We start from the raw sequence: 14,533 nt of genomic DNA on the forward strand, positions 1-14,533 counted from the left end.
GGCGTGGGGAAGCACAGCGCGACAGACGGCCAGGACGACCGGGACAGCCCGAGCCAGTGGGGCGGCGGACCGGACGGCCCGGCCGGGTGGGACGACGACCCCTGGGGCGACCGGGAGCTGGGGCGCCGCCGCGCGGGCCAGGACGGGACGGACCGGGCGGCCCCGGGCATATCCGGCGCCGGCGGCTTCGTCAGCGGCGGCCCGATCCCGCCCGCCGCGCCCGGTACGGGCCGGCGCCGCCGCGGCCCCGCCGACGACAGCGACTACTTCGCGCCGCTGAGCCCGGTGGACCGCCTGGACCGCTCGGACCGCTTGGACCGCCTGGACCCGCCGGCCGCTGAGGACCCGGCGAGCCCGCTCAGCCCGGTGAGCCCCTACGGCGTCGACGAACCGCCGCGACCCCCGTACGGCCGGGACGGCGTGGACCGGTGGGGCGGCCCCGGCCGGCCCGACCCGTTGGACCGGCTCGACGACGGCCCGCCCGGCCCCGCCCGCTTCCGCCCCGAACACCCCGAACACCCCGAACACGGCGCGTGGGGCGCCCCCGGCGCCTGGCCGGCGGACCGCCCCGGCCGCCGCGACCTGCCCTACGACCCGGTCGAGGAGTGGGCCGCGGACTGGGCGCCGTACGACACCGCGGCCGCGTTCGACTCGCCCGCCGCGCACGGCGGGCGGCACGGCCAGGCCGGGCGCGTGATGTCGCGGCCCCGGCAGGAGTTCCTGGATGCCTTCGACGCGCCCGCGCCGCGCCCGGTGCCGGCCCCCTCGCCCGAACCCGGCGCCGGAACCGACGACGACGGCGGCGGGAGCACGGGGAAGGGCGCGGCGGACGGCGCCGACCGGTCCGCGCCCGGCGCCCCCGGCCGCCGCAGGGCCCGCACCCTCACCACGGGCGTCGCCGCCATGACCGCGCTGGCCGCCCTCGCGGTGCTGGCCGGCACCCAGTTCCACCGCGGCCACCACCGGCCCGAGGACGACACCACCCCGGACGGCGCGTCCGGCCCCGCCGCGGAGGACACCTCCGCCGCGCCGAGCGCCCCCACGGCGAGCACCGCCGCGACCGGCACCGCCTCGTACGACGAGCAGATGGCCCGGCAGTACCCGCTCGACCCGCACCTGAGCCTGTCCGGCGCCTTCAGCACCGTGCCGGGCCACCAGGCCGCCCCCGGCAAGGGCAAGGTGATGCGCTTCCGGGTCGACGTGGAGAAGGGCCTCGACCTGGACCCCCGGCTCTTCTCCGACGCCGTCTTCGCCACCCTGAACGACCCGCGCAGCTGGGGCCACGGCGGCACGATGACCTTCGAGCGGGTCTCCTCGGGGCCGGCCGACATCGTGGTCACCCTGGCCAGCCCCGGCACCACCGCGAAGTGGTGCGCCAAGTCCGGGCTGGACACCACCGTCGACAACGTTTCCTGCGACTCCGCGTCCACCCCGCGCACCATGATCAACGCCTACCGCTGGGCGCAGGGCGCCGCCACCTACGGCCCGGACCGGATGCTCGCCTACCGCCAGATGCTGGTCAACCACGAGGTCGGCCACCGCCTCGGCCACGGCCACGTCGGCTGTCCGCGCGAGGGCGCGCCCGCCCCGGTGATGATGCAGCAGACCAAGTTCCTGTCCCTCGACGGCGGACCGACCTGCGTCCCCAACCCCTGGCCGTTCCCCTGACGCGGCCGCACCGCCCCTCGGCCGCCGCTGCGACCGGCGGCGCGACCGGCGGTGCCCGGAGCCACGTAGGCGCCCGAGCCGCGTAAACGGCAGCCGCGCAAGGAAGTTACGCCCCTTCACCCCTTTTGGTGGCACCACGGACAACCGTCCGCCGAAGCACCGTTGTCCCGGCATAGCGTGCTTCGCGCCGGGCGGGCACCGCCGCCGCACCAACGCACAGCGCCCCGCCCCGGCAGCGACCGTGGAACCGGTATGCCGAGAGGGGGCGCACGCGTGCGCATCGCACTACTCACCGAGGGTGGCTACCCGTATGCGCGAGGTGAAGGGGGTGCGTGGTGCGACCGCCTGGTCCGCGGCCTCGCGCACCACGAGTTCGACGTGTACGCGCTCAGCCGGTCGCCGCGGACCGAGGCCGGCGGACGGGTGGAGCTGCCCCCGCCGGTCCGGCGGGTGCGGGCCGAACGGCTGTGGGGCGAGCCGCCGTCCGCCGCACGCGGCGGCGGCCGGGCCGCACGGAAGGCCCGGCGGGCCGCCTTCCGCTGGCACTTCGGCGACCTGGCCGCGGCGCTCGCGGGCGCCGCGGAGACCCCCGACCGGCGCCGGCCGGCGCCCGCAGCGCCCCGCACCGACCCCGCCGACCGCGCGGGACGGTTCGCCGCGGGGCTCTACGGCCTCGCCGAACTCGCCGCGGAACACGGCGGACTGCCCGAGCTGCTGCGCGGCGAGGACGCGCTCACCGCGCTGGAGGCCGCCTGCCACGCACCCGGGGTACGGCCCCTGCTCGGCGACATCGGCGTCACCGAACTCCTCGCCGTGGCCGCGCTGCTGGAACACCAGCTGCGCCCGCTGTCACTGCCCTGGTACGGCCCCGACGAGCTGGGCGCCGCCGACGTCTGCCACGCCGTCTCGGGCGGCCCGGCCACACTGCCCGGGCTGCTGGCCAAACGCTTCTGCGGCACCCCGCTGATCGTCACCGAGTACACCGTGCGGGTGCGGGAGGCGCTGCTCGCGCACCGCGCGGCCGGGCTGACCCCGGCGGTGCGGGTCCTGCTCGGCGACTACCACCGCCTGCTGGCCGGCGAGTCCTACCGGCAGGCCGCGCTCGTCACGCCCGGCTCGACCCACGTCCGGCGCTGGCAGGAGCGGTGCGGCGCCCCCGCCGACCGCGTCCGCACCGTCCACCCGGGCATCGACGCCGGACGGTTCGCCCGAGCCGGCGCCGCCTCCGAGGAGGAGACCCGGCGGCAGCCCGCGGCGCCCGCCGAACCCACGCTCGCCTGGGTCGGGCGCGCCGACCCCGCCAAGGACCTGATCGCCCTGCTCCACGCCTTCCACGCGATACGCGCCGAGGAGCCGCAGACCCGGCTGCGGGTCTTCCACGCGCCCGTCACCGACGAGCGGAGCGCCGGCTACCTCGGGTACTGCCGGGGCCTGGCCGCCCAGCTCTTCCCCGACGAGGCCGCCCACCCGCACGCCGTCGGCGAGAGCCCGGTCACCTTCGAGGAGATCGGGTCCCCCGGCGCGCCCGAACCCGCGGACGCCTACGCGGCGGGCGACGTGGTCCTGCTCAGCAGCAGCGCCGAAGGGTTCCCGCTCAACTTGGTCGAGGCCATGTTCTGCGGGCGCCCGACGGTCTCCACCGACGTCGGTGCCGTCCGCGAGGTCATCGGCGGCACCGGGCTGATCGTCCCCCCGCGCAACCCCCGCGCCCTCGCCGACGCCACCCTCCAACTCCTGCGCGGGCCCGAACGCGCCTCCCGCCTCGGCGCCGCCGCCCGCGAGCGCGCGCTCGCCCTCTTCACCGTCACCACCTGCGTGCACGCCTTCCGCGACGCCTACCTCTCCGTCCTCGCCCGCCACCCCGTCCCCCGCGAACCCCTCCACGACGCCACCGGCGCCCCCCGCCCCTTCGTCGCCCCCGCGGAAGCCCTCACCCCGTGCCGCTAGGAGCCGCCCCCATGCCACCCCAAGACGAATCGCTTCTGCACCCCCCAGGCGAATCGATTTACCACCCCACCCCCCCAACACCCGAGCAGAACGGGAGCGCGGGGACCTACCCGCCCAGCCGCCCCCCGGCGGGTGCGGCGCCGCCGCCCGCACCCCGCAACGGCGGTGGCGGCTTGCGGGGGGAGGTGGAGCCGTTGGCCGAGCGGAATGGGGGCGCGGGGAACTGCGCGCCCAGCCGTCCCCCGGCGGGTGTGGCGGCGGCGGCCGTATCCCGCAACGGCGGTGGTGTCGTTGAGGCGGTGGTGGCCGGGCCGCGCGGTGGAGGTTCGCCGGGGGAGGTGGAGCCGTTGGCCGAGCGGAATGGGGGCGCGGGGAACTGCGCGCCCAGCCGTCCCCTGGCGGGTGTGGCGGCGGCGGCCGTATCCCGCAACGGCGGTGGCGGTTTGCCGGGGGAGGTGGAGCCGTTGGCCGAGCGGAATGGGGGCGCGGGGAACTGCGCGCCCAGCCGTCCCCCGGCGGGAGCCGCAGCGCCGGCCGTATCCCGCAACGGCGGTGGCGGTTTGCGGGGGGAGGTGGAGCCGTTGGCCGAGCGGAATGGGGGCGCGGGGAACTGCGCGCCCAGCCATCCCCCGGCGGGAGCCGCAGCGCCGACCGCACCCCACAACGGCGCCGGCGCCCCCCGCACCGCCCCCCGCAGGGGCCCCGCTGACCCGGTACGAGGCGTGATGCACCACCACCACGCGATGATCGCGGGCGCAGCCGACATGTGGGAGGTGGCCGCGGGCCTGGAAGCCCGAGGCGTCACGGACGTCGACGCGCGACGGCTGCGCCACCGCGACGTGTTCGGCCTCGCAGAGGAACTGTTCGCCCGGGTCCCCCGCAAGACGGCGCGCACCGCCACCCCGGCCCCGGCCCCGCGCCCCGAGCACCCCCGCGGCCGGGCCCGCCCCCACCCCCACCCCCGCCCCCGCGACCTCGCCCTGCACCTGCTGCCAGGCGCAGCCTGCTCCGTGGCCGCGGCCCTGCACGCCCCGGCCCCGGTCGCGGTGGCGGTGCTGGCCGCCACCGCATGGCCCGCCCTGCACCGCGGCCCGCTGAGAACGACCGGAAGAGCCGCGGCCCGCGTCCCCGCCGCACTGTGCGCCCTCGCCCTGCTCGCCCTGGCCCGCTGCGGCCCGGACCCGGTCGGCACCGGCACCCTCGCGGTGCTCGCCCTGACCCTGCTCCCGGCGGCCGCCCTCGCCCGGTGGTTCGCGGCGAGCGCCCGGGCCCAACTCGCCCCGAGCCACAGCCTCGCCGACTTCGCCGACGCGGTCCGCCCGCGGCTGCTGGCCGCCCTCGCTGGATACGCGGCGACCCTGCTCGTCCTGCTTGCCCTCCTCGGCTCGCTGCGCGGCTCGGCCGTCGGAGCGCTGCTGTTCTCGGCGCGGCTGCTCTCGGTGCACGGCGCACCGCGGGCGGCGACCGCGGGACTCGCCGCCGCCGTGGCCGCGCAGGCCCTGCTGGCCGCCCTGCTGCCGGTGGCCGCGGGCACCGCCGAAGCCGCCGCCTGCGGCGCCGCCGCCCTGGCCCTGGCCGCGCACTGCCTCCACCGCGTCCCGCGCGCCTCGGCCCACCGCACCTGACCTCTCGTACCACCGATCAGGAGAACCCTCGTGAGCACGCACCGCCCACCCGTCCCGACCTCGCCGGACGCGTCCGGCCACCCGTACGCGTACGGCCGCCCGCCGGCCGCACCGCCGACCGGTACGGCCGTACCCGTCGGGCCGTTCGCGATCCCCGTACCGTCGGCACCGGAAGCGGCACCGGAAGCGGCCGCCCCCGCGGAGCGGTTCGCGCCGCCCGCCGCGGCCGGCCGTACGGTCCTGCGGCACCGGACCGGGCGGGGTGTGCGATGAGGGTCCTGCTCCTGGGCGCCGACGGCTTCATCGGCCGCCACGTCGCCGAACGCCTGCTGGCCGACCCCGCCTGCCAGTTGACCGCGCTGGGCCGCAGCGACGACGCGGACGTGCGGTTCGACCTCTCCTCGGGCGCGCCCGGGGTGCTGGCCCGGTTCGTGGACGCGGTCCACCCGGGGGTGGTGGTCAACTGCGCCGGCTCCACCCGGGGCAACGCTCGCGACCTGACCCGGCAGAACATCGTCGCCGTGGCGACCGTCTGCGAGGCGCTGCGCCGCAGCTCGGTCGCGGCCCGGCTGGTGCAGGTCGGCTGCGGTTCGGAGTACGGCCCCTCGCCGGCCGGGTCGTCCACTGGGGAGGACGCGGTGCCGCGGCCCGGCGGCCCGTACGGGGTGAGCAAGCTCGCCGCGACGGAGCTGGTGCTCGGCTCGGGCCTGGACGCGGTGGTGCTGCGGGTGTTCACCCCGGTCGGGCCGGGCACTCCGACCGGGGCGCCGCTGGGCCGGGTCGCGGAGGCGCTGCGGCGGGCGATGCAGAACGGCGAGAGCGAGCTGAAGCTCGGCGGGCTGAGCGCGCAGCGCGACTTCGTGGACGTGCGCGACGTGGCCCGCGCGGTGCACGCCGCCTCGCTGTCGGCCGCGCAGGGCGTGGTGAACATCGGCAGCGGGCGTGCGGTGCGGATGCGGGACATGGCCGCGGCGCTCGCCCATGTCGCCGGCTACGACGGGTCGCTGCGCGAGCTGGAGGACCCGCCGCACGCCGCGCCGTACCCGGATGGGTGCGGCGCCTGGCAGCAGGCCGACGTGCGCACCGCCCGCGACCGGCTCGGCTGGCGGCCGCGGATCGGGCTGGAGGAGTCGCTCGCCGATGTGTGGATGGAGGCGGCATGCCGCGTCTGAACCCCTTCCCGCGCGGCGACACCCACCCGCGCGGCATGCCGCAAAGCGAGCCGCCCACCCGTCCGGACCCCGTTTCGGACCCCGTCCAGGACCGGGCGGCGGGCGGTGGGCGCGGGGCGGAGGCGGTCAGGACCGGCTTCGGGGTGCCGCTCTTCGCGCACCCGCTGGTCGCGCCCGCGGAGTGGGCCGAACTGGCCCGGCCGGGCGCGCCCGTCGACTGGGCCGCGTTCGACGTGTCGTCCGGGCCCGGCAGCCGGGCGGACGCCCTCTACACCGAGGCGCTCACCCGCGTCCGTGAGAACGGCGTCCCACTCCTCGGACGGCTGGACGCGGTGCACGGCACCCGGCCGTACGGCGAACTGGCCGCCGACGCCGCCCGCTACCTGGACTGGTACCGGGTGGACGGCTTCTACGTGGACCGGGCGCCCACGCTCCGCGCCGAGGCGGCGCAGTGCCGCCGGACCGTCGCGACCCTGCGCGCGCTGCTGCCCGGCGGCGGCCGGGTGGTGCTCGCGCCGGGCGCGCACCCGTACCCCGGCTACGCCGAGTTCGCCGACCAGCTGGTGGTCTTCGCCGGGCCGTGGACCCGTTACCGCTGGTCGGAGGTGCCGGAGTGGACCGCGTCGTACTCGCCGCGGCTCTTCGCGCACCTGGTGCACGGGCTGCCGGCCACGCACCTGGATGCCGCGCTGCGGGTCGCCCGCTGGCAGGGCGCGGCCACCGTGTACGTGACCGACCGCACCGACCGGGACGGCGCCGACCCGTGGGCGGGCCTGGCCGGCTACTGGACGGAGGCGGTCCGCAGGGTCCGCGAGGAGCCGCCGCCCAGCATGTGACCGGTTTCCGTCTCGGCCCTCGGACCAGGTGACGTGGAATGAAGTGGGGCGTGGCAGTGTTACAGGGCCAGGACGTGCGGGCGGCCGCCCGCACCTACTGTCCGAAGACCTACCAACCGTATTGCTGAGGTCCCTGTGTCGCTGCCACCCCTGGTCGAGCCGGCCACCGAACTCACCGTTGACGAGGTCCGCAGGTATTCGCGCCACCTGATCATCCCGGATGTCGGGATGGACGGGCAGAAGCGGCTGAAGAACGCGAAGGTGCTGTGCGTCGGGGCCGGCGGCCTCGGCTCGCCCGCGCTGATGTACCTGGCGGCCGCGGGCGTCGGCACGCTGGGCATCGTCGAGTTCGACGAGGTCGACGAGTCGAACCTGCAACGTCAGATCATCCACAGCCAGGCCGACATCGGCCGCTCCAAGGCCGAGTCCGCCCGCGACTCCGTCAAGGGCATCAACCCGTACGTGAACGTGGTCCTGCACGAAGAGCGGCTCGAAGCCGAGAACGTGATGGAGATCTTCGCGCAGTACGACCTGATCGTCGACGGCACGGACAACTTCGCCACCCGCTACCTGGTCAACGACGCCTGCGTGCTGCTCAACAAGCCGTACATCTGGGGCTCGATCTACCGCTTCGACGGTCAGGCGTCGGTCTTCTGGTCCGAGTACGGCCCCTGCTACCGCTGCCTGTACCCGGAGCCCCCGCCGCCGGGCATGGTGCCCTCCTGCGCCGAGGGCGGCGTCCTCGGCGTGCTGTGCGCCTCGATCGGCTCCATCCAGGTCAACGAGGCGATCAAGCTGCTGGCCGGCATCGGCGAGCCGCTGGTCGGCCGGCTGATGATCTACGACGCCCTGGAGATGACGTACCGCACGGTCAAGGTCCGCAAGGACCCGGACTGCGCGGTGTGCGGTGACCACCCCACCGTCACCGAACTGATCGACTACGAGGCGTTCTGCGGCGTCGTCTCCGAGGAGGCCCAGGAGGCCGCGGCCGGCTCCACGATCACTCCCAAGCAGCTCAAGGAGTGGATCGACGACGGCGAGAACATCGAGATCATCGATGTCCGCGAGCCGAACGAGTTCGAGATCGTGTCGATCCCCGGCGCGAAGCTCATCCCGAAGAACGAGTTCCTGATGGGTTCGGCGCTCGAACATCTCCCGCAGGACAAGCGGATCGTGCTGCACTGCAAGACCGGGGTGCGCAGCGCCGAGGTGCTGGCCGTCCTGAAGTCCGCGGGCTTCTCCGACGCCGTCCACGTCGGCGGCGGGGTCATCGGCTGGGTCAACACGATCGAGCCGGAGAAGCCGGTCTACTAGCCGGAACCCGCAGGCGCACTGCGGTAGCGGACCGAGGTAAGGGGCGGCACTCCAGAGTGCCGCCCCTTACCTCGCGTCTCAGCGGTTGACGGACTGGATCTCCTGGACGGTGACCTGCTTCGGCTGCTGGACACGGCCGTCGGGCAGGGCCCCGCCGGTGCCGCCGGAGCCGGTCCAGCTGACACTCCAGGTCGCGGTGACGTCGAGGTCGAACGGGCCGGTCGCCTGGGTGGACCTCAGATACGTCACCCCGCAGGGCGGGTCGGCCTTCGGGTCCCCGCCGTAGTCGGCGCCCACGGTGCCGTCCGCCGCGATCGGGCAGTCGCCGGACGCCGGGTGGAGCGTCGCGTCCGAGGTGCCCGGGTCGATGTGCACGCTCGTCGGCCGCGCGGTGGTCTCCGCCCAGATCTCCTGCCCGCCGCCGAGGTCCACCGACGCGCGCACCTTCACCGGCGTGTACTTCTCCTCCAGCCGCACCCACGTGGGCAGGTTGACCGTCTGGGTGGCCACCGGGTTGGTCTCGACCGTCACGCCGGGCACCTGCGTGTGCGCGTACGCGAGCTTCGAGAGCATCTCGGGGGTGATCACGTTCGGCGTGCCCGCCGGCGGGCGCTGGCCGTTGGGCACGAAGAACGGGATCGTGCCGTTGCAGGCGTACTTCGCGAGGGTGTTCGGCGCGTCGGGGTTCTCCACCGCGCCCCAGAACATGCCCTTGCCCTGCTGGTCGACGTTGAAGTCCTTGTAGCCCTTGCCGCTGCCGTCCCAGGTGTAGCCGGTGTCGTAGTGGTTCTTGTACTGGTCCATCGCCTCCAGGGCGTAACTCGGCTGCCCGGGCACATCGGTGGCCTTCACCCCGGCCAGGACGTCCTTCTTGAACGTCACCGGGTCGGCGATCGGGCCGATCCAGCACGCCGGCGGCGTCCAGTTCACGTCCACCGAGGCGATCGCGTGCGTGCGCGTGGACGACGACCCGGACGGATACGTGATGCGTACGGCCTTCGCCCCGGCCGCGAGGTCGACGCCGTTGCTGGTGCCGGAGGTCTGTGAGGAGTCGGACGAGGACTTGGAGGTGTCGGTGTACGCGTGGCCGGGCGTGGCGGCGGCGAGGACCACCACCGCGGCGAGTACCAGCCCGCGGCGGGCCGCTCCGGCGATGCTCACTGCTTGCACTGGAGTGCCTTCTCCTTGACGGTGACCGAGTGCGCCTGCCAGACCGCCTGCGCGGTGGGGAGCTTGACCATCACGATGTCCCAGGACACGTAGTTGCGGTCACTCGCCCCGGTGACGTGCACCTTCCCGCCGGCGACCTCCTTGCTGTAGAGCTTGGACTGGTCGTTGCAGAGCTTGACCTCGACGGACCCGCCGCCACTGCCCAGCGTGAAGGCGGGACTGTAGTAGCGGTCGGTGCCCGTCATGGTCAGCTTCAGGTCGACGTTCTGCTGGACGTAGTTCTGGGCGTACGTCAGCGCGCCGTCCGCGGCGTATCCGACCAGGCCCGCGTCGTTCTTGTTCTGCTTCACCACGGCGTGGTCGATGGCCTGGATGAAGTTGGCGGCGCCCGAGAGGGCGGCGGCCTCCTCGGCGTTCTTCGGCGCGGTCCACTCGAACTGCGCCTTCAGGTCGGCCGGGAGCGCCAGCGTCGGGTCGATCTTCAGGGCGCTGCTCTGCGTCGCCGGGGCCGATGGGGTGGTCGGGGCGGCCGAACTCGTCGCGGGGGAGGAGATCTTGGCGTCGGACCCGCCGCCGGACCCGCCGCAGGCCGTCAGGGTGAGGGCGGTGGCCGCCGCCAGTGCGGTGGCGGTCGCTGCGGTGCGTGCGCGCATCGTGGAGGGCTCCCGATCGGTCGTCGCTGCGGAGCCCCCGGTTCGCGGCACTGCGTTCACCCGTTGCTGGCCCCCGTATCCAGGGCTCCACCGTATCGAAGCTCCGGGGCGGGTCACGAGAGCGGGGACGTGCGCGTTCGGTCACGGACATGTCACACGGCGGGGCGGCCGGGGGCGGCGGTGGTCATGTGTTCCCCCCAAGAGGAGGACAACCCTTCGCGGACACAGCCGGTCTTACGGGGTGTCAGATCGCTTATGGGGCAACAGTGGTCTATCCACTCCCATCTCGTGAAAGGTCGCCCTCCATGCACCTCGCGCGCACCCGCGCCCGCACTGCCGGCCGCCGCCTTGTCCTGGCCGCAGCCGTTCTCGGCCTGGCCGTCGCCGCGCCCGCGGCCGCCGCCCAGGCGGACAGCACCCGCAGCCCGCACCGGGCCGGACCGATCTCGGCCACGCACACCGACCACACCACCGGCGCCGACCAGGTCATGCACCCCGACCACACCACCGGCGCGGACCCCCTCACCGGCGCGATCCCCGTCGCCGGTGCCGACCACACCACCGGCTCCGACGCGCCGAAGGCCACCTCGGCCGCCCGCTCGGGCGACCCGCAGTCGACCGCCGACCGGGTCGCGGACTTCTACGGCGCCTACATCGACGTGGTGTGGGACGCCCGCAACGACGACCTGCGCAACGGCCTGCGGGAGCACTACCTCACCACCGGCTTCCAGAAGACGCTGGCCGCCTGGGAGGCCGCCCAGCACGCCGACGGTGTGCTGCGCGCCCAGGACAGCCCGATCGGCTGGCAGGTCACGCCCGACGGCACCGACGCCGGGCACGCGTTCAGCACCGTCCGCCTGAGCTGGGGCAACCCGAGCCACCCCGGCTACACCTACCTGAAGGTCCGGTCCGATCTGGCGACGAAGCAGATCTCGGACATCGAGGACGCGTAGGCCCCCGCTCCCGCAGCTCCTGCCGACCGGTCGTCCCACCGGCCGGCAGGCCCCGCCCCCGCAGCGGCCAGCCCGCGCTACAACTCGCCCTTCCGGCTGAGGTGTGTGAACGCCAGCCACCCGGGCAGCACCGGCAGCCAGAACGTCAGCAGCCGGAAGAACAGCACCGCCGGCGTGGCCACCTCCTTCGGCAGCCCGGCCGCGATCAGGCCACCGGTCAGCGCCAGTTCGACCGCGCCGACCCCGCCCGGCGTCGGTGCCGCGGAGCCCAGCGCGTTGCCCGCGAGGTAGACCACCGCGACCGTCGCGTAGCTGAGGTGCCCGTCGAAGGCCCGTACGCAGCCGTCCAGGCACAGGACGAAGGTCACCGTGACCATCAGGGTGCCGCCGATGCCGGTGAGCAGCTTCGCCGGACGCTGGAGCACGTCCAGCATGCGCGGTACGACGCCCGCGAACAGCGCCCGCACCCGGGTGGAGACGAACTTCCGCAGCGCGGGCACCGCGGTGACCACCAGCACCAGCACACCCGCGGTCAGCAGCCCCGCCATGACCGTCCGCGACGGCGACAGCGACGGCGTCTTCTCGGTGCCGGTGACGAAGCCGAACGCCATCAGCAGCACGATGTGCGAGCCGAGTCCGACGAGCTGCGAGGCGCCCACACTCGCCACCGCCAGCCCCGGCCGCACCCCGGCCTTCTGGAGGTAGCGGGTGTTCAGCGCCACCCCGCCCACCGCGGCCGGCGCGACCAGTTTCACGAACGACCCGGCGACCTGCGCCATCACCGTCCGCGGCCACGACAGCCGCTCCGGCACGAAACCGGACAGCGCGCCGGCCGCGGCCACGTAACTGGCCGCGGAACCGACCAGCGCGACCAGCGCCCACTTCCAGTCCGCGTGCACGATGGCGTGGCCGATCGGCACCGACGACAGCTGGGAGAGCAGGAAGTACGCGGCGAAGGCGCCCGCGATGACCGTGATCAGGGTGCGCGGCTTGATCCGCTCCAGCCGCACCGGCTCCACCGGCGCCTGCGGGCGGATCAGCAGCACCTGACGCCTGATCCGCGCCAGCAGGTCCTCCTCGCGGACCTCCTCCAGCGCGTCCTCCATGGCGCGCTTCTCCGCCTTGCTCTCGGCCTTCCGCTCCGCCTTCGACTGCGCCCGGGCCGGCGTGCCGGACTGCTCCGCGGGCACCGCGGACGCCCCCTCATGGCCGCGGGCGGCCTGCGCCCGGCTGCGCTCCCTGGCCTCCTCCTTGGCCTCCTTGTCCGCGGACAGCGCCGCGAGCACCGCCTCGCGCTCCCGCACCGCGCGGGCCCGGTTGAGCGCCTTCAGCTCGCCGCGGGTGGAGCGGCTGAGCGCGATCGGCTGGAGCAGCGGCAGCGAGGCGGCGACCGCGTCCGGGCCGAGCACCGACAGCGCCGCGCCGACCGCCCGCTCGGGGCCGACCCGCAGCGCCATCGTCGTCAGCAGTTGCGCGATGTCCATCCGCAGCAGGATGTCGCCGGCGGCGATCTCACCGCCGCGCAGGTCGGTGAGGAAGACCCGGCCGCTCCGGTCCACCAGCAGCGACTCGCCGACCAGCCGCCGGTGCGCTATCCGCCGCGACTGGAGGGCCCGCACCTGCGTCCACGCCTCGCGCATCAGGGCGTCGGTGATCTCGTCGTCGGCCAGCGCGTCCAGCCGCCGGCCGCCGATGTGCTCGTAGACGAGCATCACCGCGTCGGGGCCCAGCTCCGAGGTGGCGATCAGCTTGGGCGCGTTGGCGCCGGCCGCGATCGCCGCGTACGCGAGCAGCGCCTCCTGCTCCAGCGCCTGCCGCAGCGAGAGCAGGCTGCGGCGCTGGGTGATGCCGCCGACCAGCGACATCCGCCGCCAGGCCCGGTAGAAGAAGCCGTGCGCCTGCTGCTCGCGGTCGACCACGGTGACGTCCAGCGGCGGGCCGTCCTCCAGGGTGACCAGGTAGCCGCGGCCGCGGTCGGAGTCGGCGCTCTCCGGGCGGTCCTCCACCACTCGCCGCGCGGTCAGCGGCGCGAACCCGACCCGGCGCAGGCCGGCCAGCAGGTTCTGCCCGGTGGGGCGGACGTTCGGCGAGCCGATCGCGTAGACGGTGCCGTTCGCCACGGTCCAGCCGATCAGCAGGGTCAGCGCGATCGAGAACGGCGTGGTGTAGCCGCCGACCAGCACCGCGAAGGCGTCCAGCAGCAGGACGAACCACAGCGCCACCCGCCAGCGCGGCCGGCGGGCCATGCCGGAGGCGGTGACGTAGGCGATGACCGGGGCGAGGTAGCCCTGCACCGGGTCGGTCATGCCCAGCCCGGTCGGCGCGCCGTGCGAGAGCGCCTCGCGGATCGGGCCGGGGGCGGCGTTGGTCACCCACAGGTCGGTGGCGAGGGCGGCGCCGTGCGCGAGGACGGCCGCGAGCACGCCGTCCGCGACCCGCAGCCCGTCCCGTTTGACCAGCCGCTCCACCGCGAACGCCACCGGCACGATGAGCACCGCGACGCTCGCGGCGTTGCCGGTGACGGAGGAGAAGAAGTCCGGCGCCCGCATGGCGCCCTTGGTGATGTCGGTCTCCAGGCCGTTGGTGGTGGCGTGCGCGAAGCCCGCGATGGCCAGCACCACGCCGATGCCGAGCAGCCCGAGGAAGAAGCGGACCAGGTCGGCGGGGCGGTGCACCCGGGCGGCGAGCAGCGGCTCGTCCACGGAGACGGCCTGGCGGGTGGCGCCGGCCGGCTCGGGGGAGGCGCCGTCGCAGGACGGGGGCTCCTCGGGGGGCTCTTCCGGGGCTTCGTGGGTGCCGTGCGTGTCCTGGGGGCCCGGGGACTCGTTGGGCTTCGGGGTGCCCGGGTCCGTCCAGATCAGGTCCTCCGGTGCCCGGTGGGCGCCGTGCGGCTGCGGCAGGCCGCCGGGTCTTCCGCCGGTGGACGGGGAGCCGTCCGTACCGTCGGGGTCGCCGGAGTTGCCGGAGCCGCCGGGGTCATCGGAACCGCCGGAACCGCCGGAACCGTCAGCCATCGCCGCCCCCGTGCCGGCCCCGCCGCCGGTCCGCGGTGCGGAGGCGGCCGGGGACAGCCCGCCGGGAGCGCCGGCGGTCCCCATGGCCCCGCCGCCGCCCTGCTTGTCCCCGGTTGTCTCTTCTTGGTCTCGTATCACCAGTCACCGCCCGGACGATGGTGGCATGCGCCCTGTGCGTTCG

The 14,533-nt window shown here is 75.1% G+C and carries 11 protein-coding genes; 8 read left to right on the top strand and 3 right to left on the bottom strand.

All coding sequences use genetic code 11. From position 1 onward, the window contains the following. Nucleotides 1-3: 3 nt before the first annotated feature. The 7 genes from AC3EVP_RS03600 (at nt 4) to moeZ (ending at nt 8,562) form a co-directional block, all read left to right on the top strand. Entirely contained in the window at nt 4-1,668 is a 1,665-nt protein-coding gene (locus AC3EVP_RS03600; protein WP_435125880.1) for a DUF3152 domain-containing protein, read from the top strand. A gap of 273 nt (nt 1,669-1,941) precedes the next feature. Then, complete coding sequence (locus tag AC3EVP_RS03605) at nt 1,942-3,615, top strand: DUF3492 domain-containing protein (RefSeq protein WP_435125882.1); 1,674 nt, start codon at nt 1,942-1,944, stop codon at nt 3,613-3,615. Between the two features lie 725 nt (nt 3,616-4,340). Then, nucleotides 4,341-5,240 (top strand): hypothetical protein, encoded by a 900-nt coding sequence (locus AC3EVP_RS03610; RefSeq protein ID WP_435125884.1) that lies wholly within the window; start codon nt 4,341-4,343, stop codon nt 5,238-5,240. 30 nt (nt 5,241-5,270) lie between these two features. Continuing rightward, nucleotides 5,271-5,513 carry a hypothetical protein gene (locus AC3EVP_RS03615; protein ID WP_435125886.1) on the top strand — a complete coding sequence of 81 codons (243 nt, stop codon included), beginning with the start codon at nt 5,271-5,273 and terminating at the stop codon, nt 5,511-5,513. Beyond that, a complete protein-coding gene (locus AC3EVP_RS03620) occupies nt 5,510-6,412 on the top strand; it encodes an NAD-dependent epimerase/dehydratase family protein (RefSeq protein WP_335977412.1) in 903 nt (300 codons plus the stop codon). The genes AC3EVP_RS03615 and AC3EVP_RS03620 overlap by 4 nt, the downstream gene beginning before the upstream one ends. Further along, nucleotides 6,400-7,248: a spherulation-specific family 4 protein gene (locus tag AC3EVP_RS03625; RefSeq protein WP_435125889.1), complete on the top strand. Its 849-nt coding sequence runs from the start codon at nt 6,400-6,402 to the stop codon at nt 7,246-7,248. The genes AC3EVP_RS03620 and AC3EVP_RS03625 overlap by 13 nt, the downstream gene beginning before the upstream one ends. 135 nt (nt 7,249-7,383) lie before the next feature. Next, nucleotides 7,384-8,562 carry an adenylyltransferase/sulfurtransferase MoeZ gene (moeZ, locus tag AC3EVP_RS03630; RefSeq protein ID WP_335977407.1) on the top strand — a complete coding sequence of 393 codons (1,179 nt, stop codon included), beginning with the start codon at nt 7,384-7,386 and terminating at the stop codon, nt 8,560-8,562. Nucleotides 8,563-8,640: 78 nt separating this feature from the next. Here moeZ and AC3EVP_RS03635 read toward each other — a convergent pair whose 3' ends face one another. Continuing rightward, the gene (locus AC3EVP_RS03635) at nt 8,641-9,732 is read right to left on the bottom strand and encodes a hypothetical protein (RefSeq protein ID WP_435125892.1); all 1,092 of its coding nucleotides are present in this window, start codon (nt 9,730-9,732) and stop codon (nt 8,641-8,643) included. Then, nucleotides 9,720-10,385: a hypothetical protein gene (locus AC3EVP_RS03640; protein ID WP_435125895.1), complete on the bottom strand. Its 666-nt coding sequence runs from the start codon at nt 10,383-10,385 to the stop codon at nt 9,720-9,722. Before AC3EVP_RS03640 ends, AC3EVP_RS03635 begins: the two co-directional genes overlap by 13 nt. 305 nt (nt 10,386-10,690) lie before the next feature. Between AC3EVP_RS03640 and AC3EVP_RS03645 the strand changes: the two genes are divergently transcribed. Next, nucleotides 10,691-11,338 carry a hypothetical protein gene (locus AC3EVP_RS03645; RefSeq protein ID WP_435125897.1) on the top strand — a complete coding sequence of 216 codons (648 nt, stop codon included), beginning with the start codon at nt 10,691-10,693 and terminating at the stop codon, nt 11,336-11,338. A gap of 77 nt (nt 11,339-11,415) precedes the next feature. Here AC3EVP_RS03645 and AC3EVP_RS03650 read toward each other — a convergent pair whose 3' ends face one another. Next, a complete protein-coding gene (locus tag AC3EVP_RS03650) occupies nt 11,416-14,352 on the bottom strand; it encodes a lysylphosphatidylglycerol synthase transmembrane domain-containing protein (RefSeq protein ID WP_435125899.1) in 2,937 nt (978 codons plus the stop codon). Nucleotides 14,353-14,533: the final 181 nt, after the last annotated feature.

The organism is Actinacidiphila sp. bgisy144, assembly GCF_057708105.1.